This window comes from Nonomuraea sp. NPDC048916 (assembly GCF_040649575.1).
Taxonomy (GTDB): domain Bacteria; phylum Actinomycetota; class Actinomycetes; order Streptosporangiales; family Streptosporangiaceae; genus Nonomuraea.
Genome location: NZ_JBEZFS010000024.1, coordinates 83,269 through 105,167, shown reverse-complemented (window position 1 = coordinate 105,167; position 21,899 = coordinate 83,269). Strand labels below are relative to the sequence as shown.

The 21,899-nt window shown below is 71.5% G+C and carries 21 protein-coding genes and 1 pseudogene; 13 read left to right on the top strand and 9 right to left on the bottom strand.

Annotated features, from left to right (window positions below):
- Positions 1-92, bottom strand: a 92-nt coding sequence (locus AB0C16_RS25830; protein ID WP_357686489.1) for a SpvB/TcaC N-terminal domain-containing protein, incomplete at its 3' end; no start/stop codon positions are given.
- Between AB0C16_RS25830 and AB0C16_RS25825 the strand changes: the two genes are divergently transcribed.
- The 5 genes from AB0C16_RS25825 (at position 53) to whiA (ending at position 5,590) form a co-directional block, all read left to right on the top strand.
- On the top strand, positions 53-385 hold the full coding sequence (locus AB0C16_RS25825; protein ID WP_357686480.1) for a Rieske (2Fe-2S) protein: 333 nt from the start codon (positions 53-55) through the stop codon (positions 383-385). The two genes, AB0C16_RS25830 and AB0C16_RS25825, sit on opposite strands and share 40 nt — an antisense overlap.
- 126 nt (positions 386-511) lie before the next feature.
- Positions 512-2,413: an excinuclease ABC subunit UvrC gene (gene uvrC, locus AB0C16_RS25820; RefSeq protein ID WP_357686488.1), complete on the top strand. Its 1,902-nt coding sequence runs from the start codon at positions 512-514 to the stop codon at positions 2,411-2,413.
- 134 nt (positions 2,414-2,547) lie between these two features.
- Positions 2,548-3,414, top strand: coding sequence for an RNase adapter RapZ (rapZ, locus tag AB0C16_RS25815; protein ID WP_357686479.1), 867 nt, complete (start codon positions 2,548-2,550; stop codon positions 3,412-3,414).
- A gap of 206 nt (positions 3,415-3,620) precedes the next feature.
- The gene (gene yvcK, locus AB0C16_RS25810; protein WP_357686487.1) at positions 3,621-4,538 is read left to right on the top strand and encodes a uridine diphosphate-N-acetylglucosamine-binding protein YvcK; all 918 of its coding nucleotides are present in this window, start codon (positions 3,621-3,623) and stop codon (positions 4,536-4,538) included.
- Between the two features lie 71 nt (positions 4,539-4,609).
- Positions 4,610-5,590, top strand: a complete 981-nt coding sequence (gene whiA, locus AB0C16_RS25805; RefSeq protein ID WP_357686478.1) for a DNA-binding protein WhiA — start codon at positions 4,610-4,612, stop codon at positions 5,588-5,590.
- A gap of 104 nt (positions 5,591-5,694) precedes the next feature.
- Here the strand turns inward: whiA and AB0C16_RS25800 are convergent, their stop codons facing one another.
- Positions 5,695-6,303 carry a hypothetical protein gene (locus tag AB0C16_RS25800; RefSeq protein ID WP_357686477.1) on the bottom strand — a complete coding sequence of 203 codons (609 nt, stop codon included), beginning with the start codon at positions 6,301-6,303 and terminating at the stop codon, positions 5,695-5,697.
- A gap of 224 nt (positions 6,304-6,527) precedes the next feature.
- On the opposite strand from AB0C16_RS25800, the gene gap reads away from it, so the two are divergent.
- The 5 genes from gap to AB0C16_RS25775 all read left to right on the top strand — a co-directional run bounded on the left by gap (position 6,528) and on the right by AB0C16_RS25775 (position 10,324).
- Complete coding sequence (gap, locus tag AB0C16_RS25795) at positions 6,528-7,532, top strand: type I glyceraldehyde-3-phosphate dehydrogenase (protein WP_357686476.1); 1,005 nt, start codon at positions 6,528-6,530, stop codon at positions 7,530-7,532.
- An 84-nt stretch (positions 7,533-7,616) separates the two neighbouring features.
- The gene (locus AB0C16_RS25790) at positions 7,617-8,804 is read left to right on the top strand and encodes a phosphoglycerate kinase (protein WP_357686475.1); all 1,188 of its coding nucleotides are present in this window, start codon (positions 7,617-7,619) and stop codon (positions 8,802-8,804) included.
- Positions 8,800-9,582, top strand: coding sequence for a triose-phosphate isomerase (gene tpiA / locus AB0C16_RS25785; protein ID WP_357686486.1), 783 nt, complete (start codon positions 8,800-8,802; stop codon positions 9,580-9,582). Before AB0C16_RS25790 ends, tpiA begins: the two co-directional genes overlap by 5 nt.
- A gap of 99 nt (positions 9,583-9,681) precedes the next feature.
- On the top strand, positions 9,682-9,912 hold the full coding sequence (secG, locus tag AB0C16_RS25780) for a preprotein translocase subunit SecG (RefSeq protein ID WP_357686474.1): 231 nt from the start codon (positions 9,682-9,684) through the stop codon (positions 9,910-9,912).
- A 67-nt stretch (positions 9,913-9,979) separates the two neighbouring features.
- A complete protein-coding gene (locus AB0C16_RS25775) occupies positions 9,980-10,324 on the top strand; it encodes an RNA polymerase-binding protein RbpA (protein ID WP_113703949.1) in 345 nt (114 codons plus the stop codon).
- A 49-nt stretch (positions 10,325-10,373) separates the two neighbouring features.
- On the opposite strand, the gene AB0C16_RS25770 is transcribed toward AB0C16_RS25775, so the two are convergent.
- Positions 10,374-11,987 (bottom strand): amidohydrolase, encoded by a 1,614-nt coding sequence (locus tag AB0C16_RS25770; protein WP_357686473.1) that lies wholly within the window; start codon positions 11,985-11,987, stop codon positions 10,374-10,376.
- Positions 11,988-12,215: 228 nt separating this feature from the next.
- On the opposite strand from AB0C16_RS25770, the gene AB0C16_RS25765 reads away from it, so the two are divergent.
- Positions 12,216-13,238, top strand: coding sequence for a GNAT family N-acetyltransferase (locus AB0C16_RS25765; protein WP_357686472.1), 1,023 nt, complete (start codon positions 12,216-12,218; stop codon positions 13,236-13,238).
- Between the two features lie 159 nt (positions 13,239-13,397).
- Here the strand turns inward: AB0C16_RS25765 and AB0C16_RS25760 are convergent.
- Positions 13,398-13,817, bottom strand: a pseudogene (locus AB0C16_RS25760) (Clp protease N-terminal domain-containing protein); the annotation flags it as partial.
- 72 nt (positions 13,818-13,889) lie between these two features.
- On the opposite strand from AB0C16_RS25760, the gene AB0C16_RS25755 reads away from it, so the two are divergent.
- The gene (locus AB0C16_RS25755; protein ID WP_357686471.1) at positions 13,890-14,657 is read left to right on the top strand and encodes a hypothetical protein; all 768 of its coding nucleotides are present in this window, start codon (positions 13,890-13,892) and stop codon (positions 14,655-14,657) included.
- Positions 14,658-14,738: 81 nt separating this feature from the next.
- Positions 14,739-15,770 carry an adenosine deaminase gene (gene add / locus AB0C16_RS25750; protein WP_357686470.1) on the top strand — a complete coding sequence of 344 codons (1,032 nt, stop codon included), beginning with the start codon at positions 14,739-14,741 and terminating at the stop codon, positions 15,768-15,770.
- Here the strand turns inward: add and pgl are convergent.
- The 5 genes from pgl to tal form a co-directional block, all read right to left on the bottom strand.
- A complete protein-coding gene (gene pgl, locus AB0C16_RS25745; RefSeq protein WP_357686469.1) occupies positions 15,767-16,540 on the bottom strand; it encodes a 6-phosphogluconolactonase in 774 nt (257 codons plus the stop codon). The two genes, add and pgl, sit on opposite strands and share 4 nt — an antisense overlap.
- Positions 16,541-16,604: 64 nt before the next feature.
- Positions 16,605-17,519 carry a glucose-6-phosphate dehydrogenase assembly protein OpcA gene (locus AB0C16_RS25740; protein ID WP_357686468.1) on the bottom strand — a complete coding sequence of 305 codons (915 nt, stop codon included), beginning with the start codon at positions 17,517-17,519 and terminating at the stop codon, positions 16,605-16,607.
- Between the two features lie 70 nt (positions 17,520-17,589).
- Entirely contained in the window at positions 17,590-19,191 is a 1,602-nt protein-coding gene (gene zwf, locus AB0C16_RS25735; protein ID WP_357686467.1) for a glucose-6-phosphate dehydrogenase, read from the bottom strand.
- Between the two features lies 1 nt (position 19,192).
- The gene (locus AB0C16_RS25730) at positions 19,193-20,806 is read right to left on the bottom strand and encodes a glucose-6-phosphate isomerase (RefSeq protein ID WP_357686466.1); all 1,614 of its coding nucleotides are present in this window, start codon (positions 20,804-20,806) and stop codon (positions 19,193-19,195) included.
- Positions 20,806-21,897 (bottom strand): transaldolase, encoded by a 1,092-nt coding sequence (gene tal, locus AB0C16_RS25725; protein WP_357686465.1) that lies wholly within the window; start codon positions 21,895-21,897, stop codon positions 20,806-20,808. The genes AB0C16_RS25730 and tal overlap by 1 nt, the downstream gene beginning before the upstream one ends.
- Positions 21,898-21,899 lie beyond the last annotated feature (2 nt).

The window sequence follows — 21,899 nt, the reverse complement described above, 5'->3', positions numbered from 1 at the left end:
CGGGGATCGTCCCGGTCGTGCTCGCCGTAGTCGAGGACCAGCTCGAACAACCATGCGGCGGCCGACAGGTCCGGCTCGACGAGCCTGCTCACCCGGTTGGGGCGCGCTGGCCAAGACCACCGACATCCCCGTGGGCGGGGGGACGGTCTTCAAGGACCGGAAGATCGTGGTGACGCAGCCCACCGCGGGCGACTTCAAGGCGTACACCGCGGTCTGCACCCACCAGGGCTGCACGGTCGCGGGCGTCGACAACGGTTTGATCGAATGCCCGTGTCACGGCGGCAAGTACAAGATCGAGGACGGCTCCGTGGCGGGCGGGCCACCCAAGGGGCCGCTCGCCGAGACGGCGATCAACGTGGAGGGCGACCAGATCACGCTGGCCTGACCTCGTGCCCGCCGTACCCGGACGAGCCGTACCTGGACCAGGTTTATCTGGACAAAACGTACGGCGGGCCGTCCTGTCGGTGTGGGCCGTTAGGCTTTGGTCGTGGTGAGATCCGCGGGCAGTTCCTTGAGTTACCGGCCCAAAGCAGGCTCGATCCCCGATTCCCCGGGGGTCTACCGGTTCCGGGACGGTCACGGCCGCGTGATCTACGTCGGCAAGGCCAAGAGCCTCAGGCAGCGGCTCAACTCCTACTTCGCCGACCTCACCGCGCTCCATCCGCGCACGCAGACGATGCTCAACACCGCGACCGGGGTCGACTGGACCGTCGTGGGCACCGAGGTCGAGGCGCTGCAGCTCGAATACTCCTGGATCAAGGAGTTCGACCCCCGCTTCAACGTCAAATACCGCGACGACAAGTCCTACCCCTACCTCGCCGTCACGATGGGCGAGGACTTCCCGCGCGTGCAGGTGCTGCGCGGCGCCAAGCGCAAGGGCACCCGCTACTTCGGCCCCTACTCCCACGCCTGGGCCATCCGTGAGACCGTCGACCTGCTGCTGCGCGTCTTCCCCGTCCGCACGTGCAGCGCGGGCGTGTTCAAGCGGGCGGGCCAGATCGGCCGGCCCTGTCTGCTCGGCTACATCGACAAGTGCTCGGCGCCCTGCGTCGGCCGGGTCACCCCCGAGGAGCACCGCGCGCTGGCCGAGGACTTCTGCGACTTCATGGCGGGCAACACGAGCCGCTTCATCAGGCGGCTCGAGAAGGAGATGCGCGAGGCCGCGAGCGAGCAGGAGTACGAACGCGCGGCCAGGCTGCGCGACGACATCCAGGCGCTGCAGCGAGCCCTGGAGAAGCAGGCGGTCGTGCTCGGCGAGGCCACCGACGCCGACGTGATCGCGCTCGCCGAAGACCCGCTCGAGGCCGCCGTCCAGGTCTTCTACGTGCGCGGCGGCCGCATCCGCGGCCAGCGCGGCTGGGTCGTCGACAAGGTCGAGGAGACCTCGCCCGGTGAGCTGGTCGAGCAGTTCCTGCTGCAGATGTACGGCGAGGCCAGCCCCGAGTCGATGCCCCGCGAGGTGCTCGTGGCCGCGCTGCCGCCCGACGCCGAGGCGGTCACCGAGCTGCTGGCCGAGCAGCGCCGGGCCAGGGTCGAGGTGCGGGTGCCGCAGCGGGGCGACAAGAAGGCGCTGATGGAGACCGTCGAGCGCAACGCCAAGGAGTCGCTCGCGCAGCACAAGATCCGCCGGGCCGGCGACCTGACCACGCGCAGCAAGGCGCTGCAGGAGATCGCCGACGCGCTCGACCTCGACCAGGCCCCGCTGCGCATCGAGTGCTACGACGTCTCCCACCTGCAGGGCGAGAACGTCGTGGCGTCCATGGTGGTCTTCGAGGACGGCCTGGCCCGCAAGAGCGAATACCGCCGCTTCGCCGTCAAGACCAAGGAAGGCGACGTCGCCTCGATCTACGAGGTGATCATGCGGCGGTTCCGGCGCTACCTCGAGCAACGCTCGGCCACGGGCGAGCTGGCCCCCGACGACGACGCCCACAGCCCCATCGACCCCGAGACGGGCAAGCCGCGCAAGTTCGCCTACCCGCCCAACCTCGTCGTGGTCGACGGCGCCGGGCCGCAGGCGGCCGCCGCCCAGCGGGCGCTCGACGAGCTCGGCATCGACGACATCGCCGTCTGCGGCCTGGCCAAGCGGCTGGAGGAGGTGTGGCTGCCCGGCGACGACCAGCCGGTCATCATGCCGCGGTCGAGCGAGGGCCTCTACCTGCTGCAGCGTGTCAGGGACGAGGCACACCGGTTCGCCATCACCTACCATCGTTCCAAGAGGTCGAAGTCCGTCAAGGAGAGCGCGCTCGACAGCGTGCCGGGTCTCGGACCGGCGCGGCGGCAGGCGCTGCTCAAGCACTTCGGCTCCGTGAAGAAGCTGCGCGAGGCCACCGTCGCCGAGATCTGCCAGGTCCCCGGCATCGGCCCGTCGACCGCCGAGGTGATCTCGTCAACGCTGAAGGGGAAGTCACCATGAGCACCCCCCGCGAGGGAGCGCCGGCGTCTCGCCTGAGGAGCGCAGGGAGCGGAGCGCCCGGAGTGACGAGGGAAGACGCCGGAGCTCAGCGACCGAGCCGCCGAGCGGAGTTCGGCAATGAGCAGGAGTGAACCATGAGCATGGAGCCGGCGTTCGTCATCGTCACCGGCATGTCGGGGGCGGGGCGCAGCACCGCGGCCAAGGCCCTGGAGGATCTCGGCTGGTTCGTCATCGACAACCTGCCGCCCGGATTGCTGTTCGCCATGGCCGAGGAGGCGGGCAGGGTCAAGCTCGCCGCTGACAAGGTGGCCGCGGTCGTCGACGTGCGCAGCCTGGCCTTCACCACCGACCTCAACGCCGCCATCGAAGAGCTCGAAGCCCGGGGCGTGCGCGTGCGCGTGGTGTTCCTCGAGGCCAGCGACGAGGAGCTGGTGCGCCGCTTCGAGAACGTCCGCCGCCCCCACCCGCTGCAGGGCGAGGGCAGGCTGGTCGACGGCATCACCCGCGAGCGGGGCATCCTGCGCGAGGTGCGGGCCAACGCCGACCTGGTCATCGACACCTCCTCGCACAACGTGCACGAGCTGCGCAACAAGATCGTCAATTTCTTCGGCGGCGACGACCGTCCGGGACTGCGGCTCAACGTGGTCTCGTTCGGGTTCAAGTACGGCCTGCCGGTCGACGCCGACCTCGTCGTCGACTGCCGGTTCCTGCCCAACCCCCACTGGGTGCCGGAGCTGCGGCCGATGAACGGCCTCGACGCGCCCGTCCGCGACTACGTGCTCGGCCAGCCCGGGGCCAAGGAGTTCCTCGACGCCTACGAGGAGGTGCTGCGGGTGGTCGCGACCGGCTACGCCCGCGAGGGCAAGAGCTACGCGACCCTGGCGGTGGGCTGCACGGGCGGCAAGCACCGCAGCGTGGCCATGGCCGAGCAGGTCTCCGCGCGGCTGCGTGACCGCGGGATGGAGGTCCAGGTGAGTCACCGGGATGTGGGCCGGGAGTGACCGATGACAGCGAAGGCCTAGGCGCTGACAGCGAAGGCCTGGGCGCCGCGCGTCCCCCCGCGGCGCCCGCGGACCCGTTCTTGGCCCACCCTCTCCGGCCCGCCACGGCGAGCGTTCCCCCGCGTGGCGTCCCGGCGGACGCCGCCACCGTCAGCGCGACCGGCGAGGAGGCGCCGCCACCGCGATCCGGGGCGCGAGGCCCGCGGGTGGTCGCGCTGGGAGGCGGGCACGGCCTGTACGCCTCGCTGTCCGCGCTGCGGTCGGTGACCGACGCCCTCACGGCCGTCGTGACCGTGGCCGACGACGGCGGGTCCAGCGGCAGGCTCAGGCGGGAGCTCGGCGTGCTGCCGCCCGGCGACCTGCGGATGGCCCTGGCCGCGCTCTGCGGCGACGACGAGTGGGGCATCACCTGGAGCGAGGTCGTCCAGCACCGGTTCCGCAGCGAGGGCGACCTGCATGGCCACGCCGTCGGCAACCTGCTGATCGTGGCGCTGTGGGAGCTGCTCGGCGACCCCGTGGCGGGCCTCGACTGGGTGGGGCGGCTGCTCGGCGCGCGGGGGCGGGTGCTGCCGATGGCGTCGGTGCCGCTCGACATCGTGGCCGAGGTGGAGCTCGACGGCGTCATCTCCACCGTGTGCGGGCAGGTGGCGTGCGCGCTCACCCCCGGCAGGGTGCAGGCCATCTCGCTGGTCCCGGAGGATCCGCCCGCACGTCCCGAGGCCGTGCAGGCGATCCTGGAGGCCGACTGGGTGGTGTTCGGGCCCGGATCCTGGTTCACCAGCGTGCTGCCGCACCTCAAGGTGCCCGAGCTGGCCAGGGCGTTGCACGAGACCAGGGCCAGGCGGCTCGTCACGCTCAACCTCGCCCCGCAGCCCGGCGAGACCGACGACTTCTCCCCCCAGCAGCACCTGGAGGTGCTCGGACAGCACGCCCCCGACCTCTCCGTGGACGTCGTGCTCGCCGACACCGGCGTGGTCGACGACCTCGGCGCGCTGGAGAAGGCCGCCGGCGCGCTCGGCGGACGGCTCGTCATGGCCGAGGTGGCCGCCTCCGACGGCTCGCCCCGGCATGACCCACGACGTCTTGCCTCCGTCCTGGACGAGATTTTCCTCCAGAAGCGTTGATCCTGGTCGGCGGGCCTTAAAGGTACGAGAGACTGCTGGGAGCCGGTCTGAATGGGGGAGGACTAACGCTTATGGCGATGACGGGTGTGGTCAAGGATGAGCTGAGTCGACTGCCGGTGCTGAAGCCGTGCTGCCGAAAGGCCGAGGTTTCCACGCTGCTGCGGTTCGCCAGCGGCCTGCATCTGGTGGGCGGGCGCATCGTGATCGAGGCGGAGCTCGACACCAACGCCACCGCGCGGCGGCTGATCAAGGACATCAGCGAGGTGTTCGGTCACAAGGCGGAGGTGCTCGTGCTCGCGCCCGCCGGGCTGCGTAAGGGATCTCGCTACGTCGTACGCGTCTACCGCGACGGTGAGGCGCTCGCCCGGCAGACGGGCCTGATCGACAACCACGGCCGGCCCGTGCGCGGGCTGCCCCGCCAGGTGGTGGCGGGAGCCTCCTGCGACGCCGAGGCCGCCTGGCGGGGGGCGTTCCTCGCGCACGGGTCGCTCACCGAGCCGGGCCGCTCCATGTCGCTCGAGGTCACCTGCCCGGGGCCGGAGGCGGCGCTGGCGCTGGTGGGGTCGGCGCGGCGGCTGAAGATCCACGCCAAGGCCCGCGAGGTGCGCGGCGTCGACCGGGTCGTGGTGCGCGACGGCGACGCGATCAGCGCGCTGCTGACCCGGCTGGGGGCGCACGACAGCGTGCTCGCCTGGGAGGAGCGCCGGATGCGCCGGGAGGTCCGGGCGACGGCCAACCGGCTGGCCAACTTCGACGACGCCAACCTGCGGCGCTCGGCGCGGGCCGCGGTGGCGGCGGGCGCCCGGGTGCAGCGGGCCCTGGAGATCCTCGGCAACGAGGCGCCGGAGCACCTGGTGGTGGCCGGGCGGCTGCGGGTCGAGCACAAGCAGGCGTCCCTGGAGGAGTTGGGGCAGATCGCCGACCCGCCGCTGACCAAGGACGCCATCGCGGGCCGCATCCGCAGGCTGCTGGCCATGGCCGACAAGCGCGCCTCCGACCTGGGCATCCCCAACACCGAGGCCAATCTCACCGTGGACATGCTGGCTCCCTGACCGCCTCCCGGCCGTGCTCGTCCGTTGCCGGGCAGGCACGGTCGCGGCCGGGCGTGGCGCCCATGTGGCCCTGGTTTGGGCGGGGCTTGGCGCTCCGCGGCGGATCACTCGTGGGAGGGCTTTCGGGGGGCGAACAGGTCGCCCACGGGCGGGACCGGCGTGCCGGTGGACTGGGCCGGTTCGAAGGGAGCCCGATACTCCGGCTCGGGCTGAGCCTCCACCGGCCCGTCCTTCGAGGCGTCCTTCGCCGCTGCCCGGGTGCCGCGCCGCATGCGCAGCGCGCGGGCGAGCACGAGGACGAAGGCCGGGATGGCCGCGGCGGGCAGCGGCGCCCATGGCTCCCACGAGGTGGTGAGCGCCCTCCAGAGGCTCTGCGCCGCGTAGGGCAGGCCGTTCAGGAAGTCGTCGACGGTCAGCGCGAGCGGATCGGCCCGGCCCCCTTGGAGCACCGGCCGGCTGTACGGCGCGGATCCCCCGATCCAGCCCAGCGGCACGGCCGCCGTCGCATACAGCGCCGAGGCCCAGGGCAGCGCCAGGCTGCGCGCCCTGACCAGGCGGATCGCCCAGCCGACCAGCAGGCCGATGACGAGCGCGAGCCCGGTCATCAGCGGCAGCCCGTCACCGAAAGTCCGCGGGAACACCGGCAGGTACTCCCAGAACACGAGCACGGACCCGAGGCCTACGGCGCAGACGAGCATCGCGATAAAACCCATGACCAGGCCAGACAGCAGGCCAGACCGGCGTTGTGACATCTCAGCCCCCCAGAGAATGCCGGAATTTACTCTGACGAGTCGGGCACTTTACTCGAAGCTCACAAATTACGCTCGCCGAACCGCGATTCAGGTAACAGGGGTGCGCGTGGTCTAAACCAATTCAGGTCCGATAGGGTTCATGGTTGAGGATTAGGCCCGCAACATGCACGAGGAGATCGGTTTCCGTGAGCATCCGCGTAGGCGTCAACGGCTTCGGCCGTATCGGTCGCAACTTCTGGCGTGCTGTCGCCGCCAGCGGTAAAGACATCGAGATCGTCGCGGTCAACGACCTGACCGACAACGCGACGCTCGCCCATCTGCTGAAGTACGACAGCATCCTCGGCCGCCTGCCCTACGAGGTGAAGGCGTCCAGCGACGAGATCACCGTCGACGGCAAGGCGATCAAGGTCTTCGAAGAGCGTGACCCGGCCAAGCTGCCCTGGGGCGACCTCGGTGTCGACGTGGTGGTCGAGTCGACCGGCCTGTTCACCGACGCCAACAAGGCCAGGGTGCACGCCGAGAACGGCGCCAAGAAGGTCATCATCTCGGCCCCGGCCAAGAACGAAGACATCACGATCGTGATGGGTGTCAACCAGGGCTCCTACGACCCGGCCACCGACACGATCATCTCCAACGCGTCCTGCACCACCAACTGCCTGGCGCCGATGGCGAAGGTGCTCCACGACACCTTCACCATCGAAAAGGGTCTGATGACCACGATCCACGCCTACACGCAGGACCAGAACCTCCAGGACGGCCCGCACAAGGACCTGCGCCGCGCCCGCGCCGCCGCGCTCAACGTGGTGCCCACCTCCACCGGCGCCGCCAAGGCCATCGGCCTGGTGCTGCCCGAGCTCAAGGGCAAGCTCGACGGCTTCGCGATGCGGGTGCCGATCCCCACCGGCTCGGCCACCGACCTCACCGTCGACCTCGGCCGCGAGGTCACGGCCGAGGAGGTCAACGCCGCGGTGAGGGCCGCTGCCGAAGGCCCGCTCAAGGGCATCATCTCCTACACCGAGGACGAGATCGTCTCCTCCGACATCGTCACCGACCCGGCCTCCTGCATCTTCGACGCCGGCCTGACCAAGGCCATCGGCAACCAGGTCAAGGTCGTCGGCTGGTACGACAACGAGTGGGGCTACTCCAACCGCCTCGTCGACCTCATCGAGCTGGTGGGCGCCGACCTGTGACGAAGCAGGTGGATCCGCGGCGAAGCCCGGCACCAGGTGTGCGGGCGGGGTCGCGCCGCGGCGATGACGCACGAAGGAGCACAGTTGCGCACCCTTGACGATCTCGACGTGAAAGGGCGGCGGGTGCTCGTGCGCGCCGACCTCAACGTCCCCCTCGACGGTGAGACGATCACCGACGACGGGCGCATCCGCGCGTCGGTGCCGACGATCCGGGCCCTGGCCGGCCGGGGCGCGAAGGTCATCGTCTGCGCCCACCTGGGCCGTCCCAAGGGGCAGGTGAAGCCCGAGTTCTCGCTGCGGCCGGTGGCCCGGCGCCTCGGCGAGCTGCTCGGCCAGGACGTGGCCTTCGCCACCGACGTGGCCGGCCCGAGCGCCCGGAGCACTGTCGAGGAGCTCCAGGAGGGGCAGGTCGCCCTGCTGGAGAACCTCAGGTACGAGCCGGGCGAGGAGTCCAAGGACGACGCGACGCGCGAGGCGTTCGCCGCCGAGCTGGCGGGGCTCGCCGAGCTGTACGTCGGCGACGGGTTCGGGGCCGTGCACCGCAAGCACGCCAGCGTCTACGACGTGCCCCGGCTGCTGCCGCACGCCGCGGGCGGGCTGGTCGTGGCCGAGGTCGAGGTGCTGCGCAGGCTCACCGAGGCCACCGAGCGGCCCTACGTGGTCGTGCTCGGCGGCGCGAAGGTCTCCGACAAGCTCGGCGTCATCGCCAACCTGCTGACCAAGGTCGACCGGCTGCTCATCGGCGGCGGCATGGCCTACACCTTCCTCAAGGCCCAGGGCTACGAGGTCGGCGGCTCGCTGCTCCAGGACGACCAGCTCGACCAGGTGCGGGGCTTCCTCAACGAGGCCGCCAAGCGGGGCGTCGACCTGGTGCTGCCGGTCGACGTGCTGGCCGCCACCCACTTCGCCGAGGACGCGCCCTATGACGTGGTCGAGGCCGACGCGATCCCGGCCGACCGGCAGGGGCTCGACATCGGCCCCCGGACCCGCGAGTTGTTCGCGTCCAAGCTGGCCGACGCCCGCACCGTCTTCTGGAACGGCCCCATGGGCGTGTTCGAGTTCGACGAGTTCGCCGGCGGCACCCGCGCGGTGGCCGAGGCGCTGATCGGCTCCGAGGCGTTCACCGTGGTCGGCGGCGGCGACTCCGCGGCGGCCGTGCGCAAGCTGGGCCTGCCCGAAGACGGCTTCTCCCACATCTCGACCGGTGGCGGGGCAAGCCTCGAATACCTTGAGGGCAAGACCCTCCCCGGACTCGCCGCCCTGGAGGATTGACGTGCGAAAGCCGCTCATCGCCGGCAACTGGAAGATGAACCTCAACCACCTCGAGGCGATCGCGCTGGTCCAGAAACTGGCCTTCGCGTTCACCGACAAGGACTTCGACAGGGCTGAGGTCGCGGTCCTGCCGCCGTACACCGATCTGCGCAGCGTGCAGACGCTGGTCGACGGCGACAAGCTGCGCGTCGTCTACGGCGCGCAGGACCTGTCCGAGCACGACGCCGGGGCCTACACCGGTGAGATCTCCGGCGCCATGCTGGCCAAGCTCGGCTGCACCTACGTGGTGGTCGGCCACTCGGAGCGGCGGCAGTATCATCACGAGGACGACGACGTCGTCAATCTCAAGGTGCAGGCGGCCTATCGGCACTCCCTCACTCCCATCCTGTGCGTGGGCGAGGGGCTGGCGGTGCGCCGGGCGGGCGAGCAGGTGGCGCACACGGTGGCCCAGCTCGAGGGCGCGTTGCGCAAGGTCTCGGCCCAGCAGGCACAATCGACGGTGGTGGCCTACGAGCCCGTGTGGGCGATCGGCACCGGCGAGGTGGCCACCCCCGAGGACGCCCAGGAGGTCGGCGCGGCTCTGCGAGAGAGACTCGCTGAGCTGTACGACCCCGAAGTGGCCTCAAGGGTACGTATCCTTTACGGAGGATCGGTCAAGTCAGGCAACATCGCCGGCATCATGGCTCAACCCGATGTCGACGGCGCACTCGTAGGCGGTGCCAGCATCGACGCCGGTGAGTTCGTCAAGATCTGCCGGTTTTCCGATATGCCCGGCTAACTGAGTCGTTCGGAGGGTGCGACTTGACAGCAGGCCGTACCCTCTAGAAGCAAGTTTGAATCGTCGCGCGTCATAGAGCATTGAAGGAACAGGCATACCGTGGAACTCGGAATCTCCATCGCCCTCATCCTGGCGAGCCTTCTCATGATCCTGCTCGTCCTGCTCCACAAGGGCAAGGGTGGCGGGCTGTCTGACATGTTCGGCGGTGGCTTCTCGTCGAACTTCGGAGGTTCCTCCGTGGTGGAGCGCAACCTCGACCGGCTGACGGTCATCACGGGCGTGATCTGGTTCATCTGCATCATCGCTCTCGGCCTGCTGGTGAGGCCCTGAGCCGTCTGACGCGTGACAGTGATTCTCTCCCCGCCTCGTGCGGGGCGATCGAGCGAGGAGTTCATCCGTGGGTAGTGGCAACGCGATCCGTGGCAGCCGTGTCGGCGCCGGCCCGATGGGGGAGGCCGAGCGCGGCGAGGCAGCTCCGAGAGTGCGGGTCTCGTTCTGGTGCGCCAACATGCATGAGACGCGTCCCAGTTTCGCCAGTGACGCGGCGGTTCCCGAGATGTGGGACTGCCCGCGTTGTGGCCTCCCGGCCGGACAGGACGAGCAGGCCCCGCCTGCCCCGCCCAAGAACGAGCCGTACAAGACGCATCTGGCTTACGTGAAGGAGCGCAGGAGCGACAAGGACGGCAAGGCGATCCTCGAGGAGGCGCTCGAGCGCCTGCGCAACACCAAGTCCCCCTGGTAGGACGGTCGACCGAGAGGCCCCGGCGGTGTGCCGGGGCCTCTCGCGTGCGCTACGCGCCCGGACGCCGGTAGACGGGTTCGCCGTCGACGAACGTCATGGCGACCTCGGTGGTCCAGATGTCCTTGGCGGGCAGCGCGAACGGGTCGCGGTCGAGCACGACGAGGTCGGCCGGGCGGCCCGGCTCGATGGCGCCGGCCGGCGAGCGGTTGATCCACGCCGAGCCCGCCGTGTAGGCGCTCAGCGCGGTCGCCAGGTCGATGCGCTGGCCGGGCAGGAAGGCCGTCTGCGCGGTCGGGTAGCCGGCGTGCACCGAACCTCCCGGCTCGGTGCGGTTGACCGCCACGTGCAGGCCCTGCAGCGGGTCGGCGCTCGACACCGGCCAGTCGCTGCCCGCGCAGAACCTGGTGCCGTGGGACAGCAGGCCGGCGAACGGATACTGCCAGGACGAGCGCGGCTCGCCGAGGTACGGCAGCGTCAGCTCGTCCATCTGGGCGTGGTGGGTGGCCCACAGCGGCTGCAGGTTGGCCGTGACGCCGAGGGCGGCGAAGCGCGGCAGGTCGGACGGCTCGATGATCTGCAGGTGGGCGATGTGGTGCCGGTTGGCCGGGTCGGTGCCCTCGAAGCTGTCGAGCGCCTCGCGCACCGCCCGCTCGCCGATCGCGTGGAAGTGCACCTGGAAGCCGAGCCGGTCGAGCTCGGCGACGTACTCCTTGAGCTTGGCCGGGTCCACGTAGGACAGGCCGGTGCCGCCGCACCGGCAGTAGGGCTCCAGCGTGGCGGCCGTGAAGTTCTCGGTGATGCCGTCCTGCATGATCTTCACCGAGGTGGCCGCGAACCGGTCGAGCCCCTCGGCCGAGGCGCGCCGGGCGACGAGCTCCTCGATCTGGTCGAGGCCGCGGGTCCTGTCCCACCACAGCGCCCCCACCACGCGCGCCCTGAGCCTGCCTGAGCCGGCCGCGGACAGGTAGGTGGGCAACTGGTCGTCGGAGCCCGCGTAGGAGCCCACGATGGCGTCCTGCCAGCCGGTGACACCCAGCGAGAACAGGTGGCGCTCGGCCTCCGCCAGCGCCGCGTCCAGGTCGGCGGCCGTGGGGCGGGGGGTGAGCAGCCCCACCAGGTCCATCGCGCCCTCGTGCAGCACGCCGCTGGGAGCGCCGTCGGGGTCGCGCTCGATGCGGCCGTCGGCCGGGTCGGGGGTGTCGCGGGTGATCCCGGCCAGTTCGAGCGCGCGGGTGTTGACCCAGGCGGCGTGGTGGTCGCGCTGGATCAGGTAGACGGGCCGGCCGGCGAAGTCGAGCTGGGTCCGGTGCGGCAGCCCACCCGGGAACGCCGACATGTCCCAGCCGCCGCCATCGATCCACTCTTTCTCAGGATTTTTCGCCGCATAGTCCGCGATCTTCTCTATGTACGCGTCGAGTCCGTAAATTTCCGACAAGTCGCACTTGGCGCGCTCCAGCCCGGCCTGCACCGGGTGGACGTGCGCGTCGGTGAACCCCGGCACCAGCAGCCCGCCCGCCAGGTCGACGCTCTCGTGCGCCGGAGCCAGCCGTGCCAGCTCCCGCTCGTCGCCCACGGCGGCGATCAGGCCGTCGCGGACCAGCACGGCCTCGGCGAAGCCGCCCGTCGGGGTGAAGGCGCGGCCGCCCCGGAAGAGGATGTCCATCGGTCTCCTGTCTAGAGGTGTTCGCCGTGGCCGTCAGGGCACGGTCGGAGGGTCGCTGCGGTCCGGCGCCGGGGGAGCGGGGGCATCGGGTGGACCGTACGGCCGGGAAGAAGCCCCTCACCGTCGGTCAATCCGGACGAAGAGACATATACACGTTTTAGCCACTTATATTGCTACACGAAACGCGACGGTAGCGGCTGTGTAACAGCGCCCCGGCATGCTCTTCGCATGGGATTCTTGCGCATCCGCACCACGGTTGACGAGCGGCCCGGACGGCTCGCCTCCCTCGCCGCCGCCCTGGCCGCACGGGGCGGCAACATTCTCGGCCTGAGCGTCCAGTCCGACGCCGACGGCACCGTCGACGAGTTCGTCGCCGACATCCCCGCGACCCCCGAGACCGTTCGTGAGGCGCTGGAGGCGGCGGGCGGGCGCAGGGTGCAGGTCGTCCCCGCCACCGCCCACGAGCTGACCGACGAGCCGACCCGCGCCCTGCTGCTGGCCTCCAGGCTGAGGTCCATGCCGTGGCGGCTGCCCGAGCTGCTGGCCGAGCTGCTGCGCGCGGACGACGCGCGGTGGATCTATGGTGAAGCCGTGAGTGACCTGCCCGATCCGACCCAGCTCATCGTGCCCGTGGCGGCCAGGCGCGCCGTGCGCCTGCGCCGCGTGGAGCTGCCGTTCACGCTGACCGAGGCCGCCAGGGCGGCCTCCTTCGCCAGGCTCGCGCAGCCGCCGGTGGAGCGGGCGGGCGCCGAGCGTTCGGTCAAGCTGGACGACGGCGCGGAGGTCACCGTCCGCCCGCTCACCACGATCTACCGCGAGTCCGTGCGAGACCTGCACGACCGGTGCTCGCCTGAGGCGCGCAGGTTCCGCTACTTCACCTCGATGCCGACACTCCCGCCGCGCATGTTCGACCGGCTCTGCGACCGCAGCCGCGGCCAGTCCCTGGTCGCCGGGCACGACGGGCAGGTGGTCGCGATGGTCAACCTGATGTTCACCCCGGATCCGGGCATCGCCGAGATGGCCTTCCTGGTCGAGGACCGCTGGCAGGGGCGCGGTCTGGGCAGGGCGCTGGCCAGGATGCTGGTGAGGGAGGCGCGCGACCTCGGTTACGCCGAGGTCAAGGCCTCGATGCTGTCCGACAACGTACGCATGCGCAGGCTGCTGAGCTCGCTGGGCGCCACGATCGGCCACACCGAGGACCCCGGCGTGCTGGAGGCCCGGCTGCCCGTCGGCGCGCTGGCGTCAGCCTGACTCGTCCCCCTCCGGGGCGCGCGGTCCGGCCGGCCGCCGGATGCCGAGGTGGCGCTCGATGCGGTCGAGGCTTTCCTGGATCTGCGCGAGCCGCTCGGCCACCATCGAGCCGCCGGTGAGGAAGATGTCGCCCGGCTTGTCGCTGTGGCGGCCCACGCGCTCGATCACGCGGTGGCGCACCTCCGCGAGGTCGGCGCCGGCGTCGGTCAGCGCCCGGGCGGCGAGTCCCTCGCCCTCGCGGAGCAGCCCCAGCAGGATGTGCTCGGTGCCGATGTAGTTGTGCCGCAGTTGCAGCGCCTCGCGCAGCGAGAGCTCCAGCACCTTCTTGGCCCGCGGGGTGAACGGGATGTGGTCGCCCGGTCCCTCGTCGCCGTGTCCCGCCTCGCGTTCGACGTAGGCGCGCACGCCGGCCAGGTCCACGCCCAGGCTCTTCAGGGTCGTGCCGGCCACCCCTTCGCCCTGGTGGAGGAGGCCGAGCAGGAGGTGCTCGGTGCCGATGTGCACGTGGTTCATCGTCCGGGCCTCCTCCTGGGCGAGGACGACGACCCTGCGGGCGCGGTCGGTGAAGCGCTCGAACACGTGCGGCCTCCGTTCGAATGGCCTGCACCCACTATGCGCTACAAAACGGCGAATGTGGGGTATCTCACCAGTGTGGATCTTGACGAGGTGGCCGACCGGCTCTACGCGCTCCCGCCGCCGGAGTTCACCGCCGCCCGTGCGGCCGAGGCTCGCGCAGCCAAGGACGCCGGCGAGACGCGGCTGGCCCGCGACATAGCCGGGCTGCGCAAGCCCACGGTCTCGGCCTGGGCGCTGAACCGGGCCGCCCGCCGGCACCCCGGCGAGCTCCAGGAGCTGTTCGACCTGGGACGGGAGCTGCGAGCCGCGTGGGAGGAACACGACGCCGACGCGCTGGCCGAGCTCACCCGGCGGCGCGGCGTCATCACCGGCAGGGTGAGCCGCCTGGTCCAGGAGGGCGCCGGCCTGTCGTCCGCGGCCGCCGCCGAGGTGGACCAGACGCTCGACGCGGCCGTGGTGGACGCCGAGGCGGCCGACCAGGTGCGGCGGGGCCGCCTGGTCAAGCCGCTCAGCTACAGCGGCTTCGCCCCGGCTCCCGTCCCCCGGGGCGGGCCCGCGGCCAGGAAGAGGAAGCCCGGCGCCGAGGACGAGGTCGCGGCGGCCAGAGCCAGGCAGGAGGCCGAGGAGCGCCGGGCGCGGGAGCGGCAGGAGGCCGAGGCCGTCTACGAGGAGTGGCGGGACGCGGTGGCCGCGGCCGCCCAGGAGCAGCGCGCACGCGCCGAGAAGGTCGCCAGGATCGAGAAGAAGCTGGCCAAGGCGCGCAGGAAGCTCGGCGAGACCGAGCAGCGGCTGGAGGTGGCCCGGCGTGAGGAGCGGCTCGCGCGGGCGCGGCTGGAACCCTGACGCACAGAAGCTAACAATTTGATGTGAGATTTCCGCCCAATTGCTGTCGGCAGGGCGAAGGCGCGGCCTAGGGTCGGGGCCATGACCCTCGATCCGTCACTGGACGCCTTCATCGACGCGCTGCCCAAGGTCGACCTGCACGTCCACCTGGTCGGCTCCGCCTCCGTCACCACGGTCCTGGAGCTGGCCCGCCGCCACCCGGACGGCGACGTGCCCACCACCGAGGAGGAGCTGCGCGCCTTCTACGCCTTCACCGACTTCCCCCACTTCGCGCGGGTGTACGCGGCCGTCAACGCCCTGGTCAGGGAGCCGGAGGACGTGGCCGCCCTGGTGCTCGGCCTGGCCCGCGACCTGTCGGAGCAGGGCGCCCGCTACGCCGAGCTCCAGGTCACCCCCTACGCGCACCACCTGGTCGGCATCCCGATGCGCGAGGTGACCGAGGCGCTGGACATCGCGGCCCGCCGCTCGCCCGCCGAGTACGGCGTCGAGATGGCCTACATCTTCGACATCCCCGGCGAGTACGGCGCCGAGGCCGCGGCCGTCACCGTGGCCCACGCGCTGGAGGAACCTCCCGCCGCGCTGGTAGGTTTCGGCCTGGGCGGGATCGAGCAAAAGCGCCCGCCCTACCGTGACGTCTTCCGCGACGCGTTCGCCGCGGCCCGCAACGCGGGGCTCCACAGCGTCCCCCACGGCGGCGAGATGACCGGTCCCGAGACGATCTGGGAGGTGATCGACGGGCTCGGCGCCGAGCGCGTCGGACACGGCATCGCCTGCCTCCAGGACGACCGGCTGGTGGCCCACCTGCGCGAGAGGCAGCTCCCGCTGGACGTCTGCCCGACCTCGAACGTCCGCACCGGCCAGGTCGCCCGCATCGAGGACCACCCGCTGCCGCGGCTGCTGGAGCAGGGCCTGTTCGTGACGCTCAACAGCGACGACCCGCCCATGTTCGCCACCACGCTGGCCGAGGAGTATCGGACCGCGGCCCGCGTCTTCGGGTTCGGCAGGGAGCGGCTGGCCTGGTTCGCCCGCAACGGCGTGACCGCGTCCTACCTGGCCCCGGACCGCAAGCGGGCGCTCCTGGCCGAGATCGACGCGCTCGTCGCGACGGGCTAGGGAGAGGCGATGCGGCCCATCCCCGGCGGGATCTTGCCGGCGGCCGCCCGATCCAGCAGGAACAACGTCCGGCCCCGGCCGCGCGCCCCCGCCGCCGGCACCTGGAACGGGCCCGAGTCGGACAGCGCGAGTCGTACGGCGCCCGACTTCTCCTCGCCCGCCGCCACCACCCACACCTCGCGCGAGGCCTGGATGACCGGGAGCGTCAGCGAGATGCGCGTGGGCGGCGGCTTGGGTGAGCCGTGCACCGCCACCACCGGGCGCGTGTCGTAGAGCGCGGGCATGCCGGGGAACAGCGAGGCCACGTGCGCGTCGGGGCCCATGCCGAGCAGCATCACGTCGAACGACGGCGCCGGGCCGTGATCCTCCGGCCTGGCCGCCTTGCGCAGCTCGCCGGCGTAGGCGTCGGCCGCCTCCTCCGCCGTCAGGCCCGAGTCGGGGCCGAGCATCACGTGCACCCGCTCCGGATCGACGTCTACGTGGTCGAGCAGCGCCCGGCGGGCCCCGGTCTCGTTGCGTTCGGGGTCGCCGGAGGGCAGGAAGCGCTCGTCGCCCCACCAGATGTCGAGCCGCGGCCAGTCGACCGCGTCACGGGCGGGCGTGGCGGCGATCGCGGCCAGCGTCGCGATGCCGACCGTGCCCCCGGTCAGCACCAGAGACGCCGAACCGGTGGCCGACTGCGCATCGACCAGCCGGGTGATGATCCGCGCGGCCACGGCCTTGGCCAGCACGTCGGCATCGCGGTGGACGACAATGGTGGGAACGCTCACGCGACCAACTCTTTCACCGGTAAAACATTCACGGGTTGATCATTCACGGGCAATCGGCGCCCGGTCAGGGCTTGTACGAGCGGGCCAGCCGCTTGACCGCCGCCGCGTAGATCTCGTCGGAGTCGAGCCGCCGCAGCTCCTCCGCCAGCAGCTCGGAGGTGTGCCGCCTGGCCAGCGCGACGTTCCGGTCAGGCTGCCCCGGGCGCGACAGCGTCGCCAGCCGGGCGTCGTTCCTGGCCACCGAGAGGTCCCCGTCGGCCGTGCTGAGCCGCACGCAGGTGAGCCCGGGACCGGCCGAGTCGGCGACCTTGATCGGCGTGCCGAGGCGCTCCGACAGCCAGGCCGCCATGAGCGGGGCGCTCGGATTGCCGGGCGACGCCTCGACCACCCCCCTGCGCACCTTGCCCACGGGCTGGTCGAAGGCCGCCGCGAGCAGGCTGCGCCACTGCGTCAGCCGCGCCCAGGCGAGGTCGGTGTCGCCCGGGGCGTAGCCCTTGGCCCTGGTCGCCAGCGCCTTGACGCCGTCGCCGTCCGCGCCCGTGGCGTCGGTGATGCGCCGCTGGGCCAGCATCCCGATCGGGTCACTGGACGGCACCATGGGCGCCGGGCCCGGCCACCACGCCACGACCGGCGTGTCGGGCAGCAGCAGCGGGCTGACCACCGAGTCGGCGTGCTGGGTCAGCTCGCCGTACAGGCGCAGCACCACCACCTCGCCCGGTGTGGACTCGCCGATGCGCAGCTCCGCGTCGAGCCGGGTCGGCTCGTCGGTCTCACGCTTGATCACCACGAGGATGCGCGACGGGTGCTCGCGCGCCGCCTCGGTGGCCGCGCGCAGCGAGTCGTACTGGTCACGCTCCTCGCAGACCGCGACCAGTGTCAGCACCATGCCGACGGCGGGCGCGCCCATCTGGTGGCGCAGCATCATGAGCTGGGACGAGATCTTCCCGGCCGTCGTGTCGGCCAGCATGAAGGTCGTCATGCGCGCTCCTTCGCCGGTCTCCTGACGACGGCCGTGCCGTGTCTCATCGCTGTCTCGCTACGCTCGCCCACTAGAGCCTCCTCCACACGCGCCCGTCGCGTGCCATCATGGCGTCCGCCGACGGCGGCCCCCACGAGCCCGACGGATAGGGCTCGGGCTGGCCCAGCGTGGCCCACAGGTCCTCGATCGGGTCGAGGATCTTCCACGACAGCTCGACCTCGCGCTGGTGCGGGAAGAGCGGCGGGTCGCCGATCATCACGTCCAGCAGCAGCCGCTCGTACGCCTCGGGCGAGGACTCCATGAACGACTCGCCGTAGGCGAAGTCCATCGACACGTCGCGCACCTCCATCTGGGTGCCCGGCACCTTGGAGCCGAACCGCACCGTGATGCCCTCGTCCGGCTGCACCCGGATGACCAGGGCGTTCTGGCCCAGGATCTCGGTGTCGTCCTTGGAGAACGGCAGGTGCGGCGCCCGCTGGAACACCACGGCCACCTCGGTCACCCGGCGGCCCAGCCGTTTGCCGGTGCGCAGGTAGAACGGCACACCCGCCCAGCGCCGGTTGGCGATCTCCAGCTTGACGGCCGCGTAGGTCTCGGTGATGGAGTCGGCCGGGATGCCCTCCTCCTGCAGGTAGCCGACGACCTTCTCGCCGCCCTGCCAGCCCGCGGCGTACTGACCGCGCGCGGTGTTGGCCACCAGGTCGGCCGGCAGCCGCACCGCCTTGAGCACCTTCTCCTTCTCGCGCCGCAGCGCCGAGGCGTCGAAGGACGTCGGGTCCTCCATGGCCACCAGCGCGAGCAACTGGAGCAGGTGGTTCTGGATCACGTCGCGGGCGGCGCCGATGCCGTCGTAGTAGCCGGCCCGGCCGCCGATGCCGATGTCCTCGGCCATGGTGATCTGCACGTGGTCGACGTAGCTCCGGTTCCAGATCGGCTCGTAGAGGTTGTTGGCGAACCTCAGCGCCAGGATGTTCTGGACCGTCTCCTTGCCCAGGTAGTGGTCGATCCGGAAGATCGAGCTCTCGGGGAAGGCCGACGTGGTGATCTCGTTGAGCTCGTGGGCCGACTTCAGGTCGTGGCCGAAGGGCTTCTCGATGACCACCCGGCGCCACGACCCGGGCGGCGCGTCGGCCACGCCGGTGCGCTTGAGCTGTTCCACCACCACGGGGAAGAACTTCGGCGGCACCGACAGGTAGAACGCATAGTTTCCGCCCGTGCCGCGGGTCTCGTCGATCTCCTTCAAGGCCATCGCCAGCGCGTCGAACGCGCCGTCGTCGGAGAACTCTCCGGGCACGAAGTGGATGCCCTCGCAGATCTGCTTCCAGACCTCCTCACGGAACGGTGTCCTGGCGTGCGCCTTGACGGCGTCATGCGTGAGCCTGGCGAAATCCTGGTCCTTCCAGTCACGACGGGCGAACCCGACCAGGGAGAACCCCGGCGGCAGCAGCCCCCGGTTGCCCAAGTCGTAGATCGCCGGCAGCAGCTTGCGCTTGGCCAGGTCTCCCGTCACGCCGAACAACACCAGCACGCACGGCCCGGCCACCCTGGGCAGCCGCTTGTCGCGCGGATCGCGCAGCGGGTTGGCCGCCTCCACCTCCAGCGTCGTGGAGGTGGCCGCCACCGCCGCCGCGATGGTCGCGGCCTCGGGCACGGACGCTGCCGGGTCTGTCATCTCAAGCCTCCTGTGCGGCTGCGAGCAGGTGCGCGACTCCCGCCGCGCGGTCGGTCAGATGCACGCGTACGGCGGGCCGCCCGCGGTGCTCCAGCGCGTCGAGGTCGCCGAGCGCCTGGGCCAGCTGGAGCGTGCCCAGGGTGTAGGGCCTGCCAGGCACCGCCACGTCGTCGGCTACGGCACCGGTGACCTGGAGGAACACCCCGTTCTGCGGCCCTCCCATGTGGTACTGCCCGGTGGAGTGAAGGAAACGCGGTCCCCACCCGAACGTCACGGGCCGGTCGGTGCGCAGGGCCAGCAGCGGGCGCAGCGTGGCCGGGTCGGCCGCCATCCACGCGTCGGTCATCAGCTCGAAGTCGGCGCCCTCGGGCACCGGCGCGTCGAAGGCCGCCAGCCGGTCGAGGTAGGCCATGACGGCCAGGTAGCCGTCGTCAGGCACCGACCGCAGCAGCTCGGTCAGCACGCCGGGCAGGTCCTTGGCCCGGGTGCGGCCGTAGACCTCGACGGGCCCGTCGACCAGCGCGGGCTCGCCCACCGGCAGCTCGGGCAGGGCCAGCAGCCGGCCGGTGGCGGCCTTCGACTCGGTGACGTTCGGCTCGTCGAACGGGTCGACGCCGAGCAGCAGCCCGGCGACGGCCGTGGCGTACTCCCAGACCAGGAACTGCGCGCCGAGCGGGCCGTCGACCCGCACGTCGCCGTCGCCCGCGTCGATCGCCACGAGCAGCTCGTCGCCGGTGCCCTGCGGCTCACCGCCGACGACGGGCAGGATGCCCCTGCCGCGCTTGCCGGTCGACTCGGCGACCAGCTGCTCGATCCAGTCGGGCAGCCCGGTGGCGGCCGACAGGCGGTCGTCCAGGAGCAGCCTGTCACGGCCGCCGAGGGCCGCGCCGCCGAGCGCCGCGCCGAGGTCGAGCCCGGGGTTGCCGGAGTCCTTCGACAGCAGTGGCAGCACCTCGCCGGCCTCGTCCAGCAGCCTGCCCGCGTCGGCGCCCGCCAGCGCGCTCGGCACCAGGCCGAACGCCGACAGCGCGGAGTAGCGGCCCCCCACGCCGGGCGCGGCCAGGATCAGGTGGTAGCCGGCCTCGGCCGCCGCCCGCTCCAGCGGGGAGCCGGGGTCGGTGACGACCGTGACGCGCGTGACCGGGTCGATGCCCGCGTCGCGGAAGGCCCGCTCGTAGACGCGCAGCAGAGCCTCGGTCTCGATCGCCGAACCGCTCGTGCCGGCCACGACCAGGACCGTGGAGTCCAGGCCCTCGGCCAGCGCCCGGCGCACCTGATCGGGGTCGGTCGTGTCGAGGACGGTCAGCGGCACGTCGGCCGAGGCGCAGATCACCTCGGGCGCGAGCGACGAGCCGCCCATCCCGGCCAGCACCACGGTGGTCAGCCCCTCGGCGCGGGTGCGCCGCACCAGCGCGCCGAGCTCGGGCAGCAGCTCACGAGAGACCCGCGGCAGCGCGAGCCAGCCCAGGCGGGCGGCCGCCACCGGCGCGGTGTCCTCGCCCCACAGCGTGGGATCGCCGCCGGCGAGCCGCGCGGGCACGCCGTCGGCGACGAGCCGCCCCGCGGCGGAGGCGGCCGAGTCGGCCACCTCCTGCTCGCGGTAGGTGACATCCATCAAGGGACCAGGTTCTTGGCGACGCTCTCCAGCAGCTCGTTCCAGGACGCCTCGAACTTGTCCACACCCTCGTCCTCGAGCACCCGGACGACGTCGTCGTAGTCGACCCCCGCCTCCTTGAGCTGGGCCATGATGTTCCAGGCCTGCTCGTAGAAGGGGCGGATGGTGTCGCCCGAGATCTGGCCGTGGTCGGCGGCCGCGTCGAGCGTCTTCTCCGGCATGGTGTTGACCGTGCCGGGGGCGACCAGCTCGTCGACGTACATGGTGTCGGGGTAGTCGGGGTTCTTGACGCCGGTCGAGGCCCACAGCGGGCGCTGCGGGCGGGCGCCCGCGGCGCGCAGCGTCTGCCAGCGCTCGGAGTTCATCACGTCCTCGAACGCCGCGTAGGCCAGGCGCGCGTTGGCGACGCCCGCCTTGCCCTTCAGCTCGGGCCTGCCCAGCCCGTCGAGCCGCTTGTCGATCTCGGTGTCGACGCGGCTGACGAAGAACGAGGCCACCGAGTCGATCGTGGCCAGGTTGAGGCCCTTGGCCAGCGCGGCCTCCAGGCCGGTCAGCCAGGCGTCCATGACCTGGCGGTAGCGCTCCAGCGAGAAGATCAGCGTGACGTTGACGCTGATGCCCTCGCTGATGGCCTGGGTGATCGCCGGCAGGCCCTCCAGGGTCGCCGGGATCTTGATGAACAGGTTGGGCCGGTCGACCAGCCACCACAGCGCGCGCGCCTCGGCGACGGTCTTGTCGCTGTCGCGTGCCAGGCGCGGGTCGACCTCCAGAGAGACCCGCCCGTCGGTGCCGCCGGTGGAGTCGTAGACCGGCCGCAGGACGTCGGCCGCCCACCGGATGTCGTAGGTGGTGATGGCGCGCACCGCCTCGCCCACGTCGACGCCGCGCACGGCCAGGTCGTGCAGCTGCGCGTCGTAGGCGTCGCCCTTGCCGAGCGCCCCGGCGAAGATCGTCGGATTGGAGGTGACCCCGACCACGTTCTTCTCGCGGATCAGCTGCTCGAGGTTGCCCGTGCGCAGCCGCTCGCGGCTGATGTCGTCGAGCCAGATGGACACACCCTGGCCGGAGAGCTTGTTGAGGATCTCGCTCATTT

What these genes read in the sequence shown, in the direction of transcription:
- AB0C16_RS25825 (WP_357686480.1), top strand. Translation starts at nt 53, where the DNA reads ATGCGGCGGCCGACAGGTCCGGCTCGACGAGCCTGCTCACCCGGTTGG.
- rapZ (WP_357686479.1), top strand. Translation starts at nt 2,548, where the DNA reads ATGAGCATGGAGCCGGCGTTCGTCATCGTCACCGGCATGTCGGGGGCG.
- whiA (WP_357686478.1), top strand. Translation starts at nt 4,610, where the DNA reads ATGGCGATGACGGGTGTGGTCAAGGATGAGCTGAGTCGACTGCCGGTG.
- AB0C16_RS25800 (WP_357686477.1), bottom strand. Translation starts at nt 6,303, where the DNA reads ATGGGTTTTATCGCGATGCTCGTCTGCGCCGTAGGCCTCGGGTCCGTG.
- AB0C16_RS25770 (WP_357686473.1), bottom strand. Translation starts at nt 11,987, where the DNA reads ATGGACATCCTCTTCCGGGGCGGCCGCGCCTTCACCCCGACGGGCGGC.
- AB0C16_RS25765 (WP_357686472.1), top strand. Translation starts at nt 12,216, where the DNA reads ATGGGATTCTTGCGCATCCGCACCACGGTTGACGAGCGGCCCGGACGG.
- add (WP_357686470.1), top strand. Translation starts at nt 14,739, where the DNA reads ATGACCCTCGATCCGTCACTGGACGCCTTCATCGACGCGCTGCCCAAG.
- AB0C16_RS25740 (WP_357686468.1), bottom strand. Translation starts at nt 17,519, where the DNA reads ATGACGACCTTCATGCTGGCCGACACGACGGCCGGGAAGATCTCGTCC.
- zwf (WP_357686467.1), bottom strand. Translation starts at nt 19,191, where the DNA reads ATGACAGACCCGGCAGCGTCCGTGCCCGAGGCCGCGACCATCGCGGCG.
- AB0C16_RS25730 (WP_357686466.1), bottom strand. Translation starts at nt 20,806, where the DNA reads ATGGATGTCACCTACCGCGAGCAGGAGGTGGCCGACTCGGCCGCCTCC.
- tal (WP_357686465.1), bottom strand. Translation starts at nt 21,897, where the DNA reads ATGAGCGAGATCCTCAACAAGCTCTCCGGCCAGGGTGTGTCCATCTGG.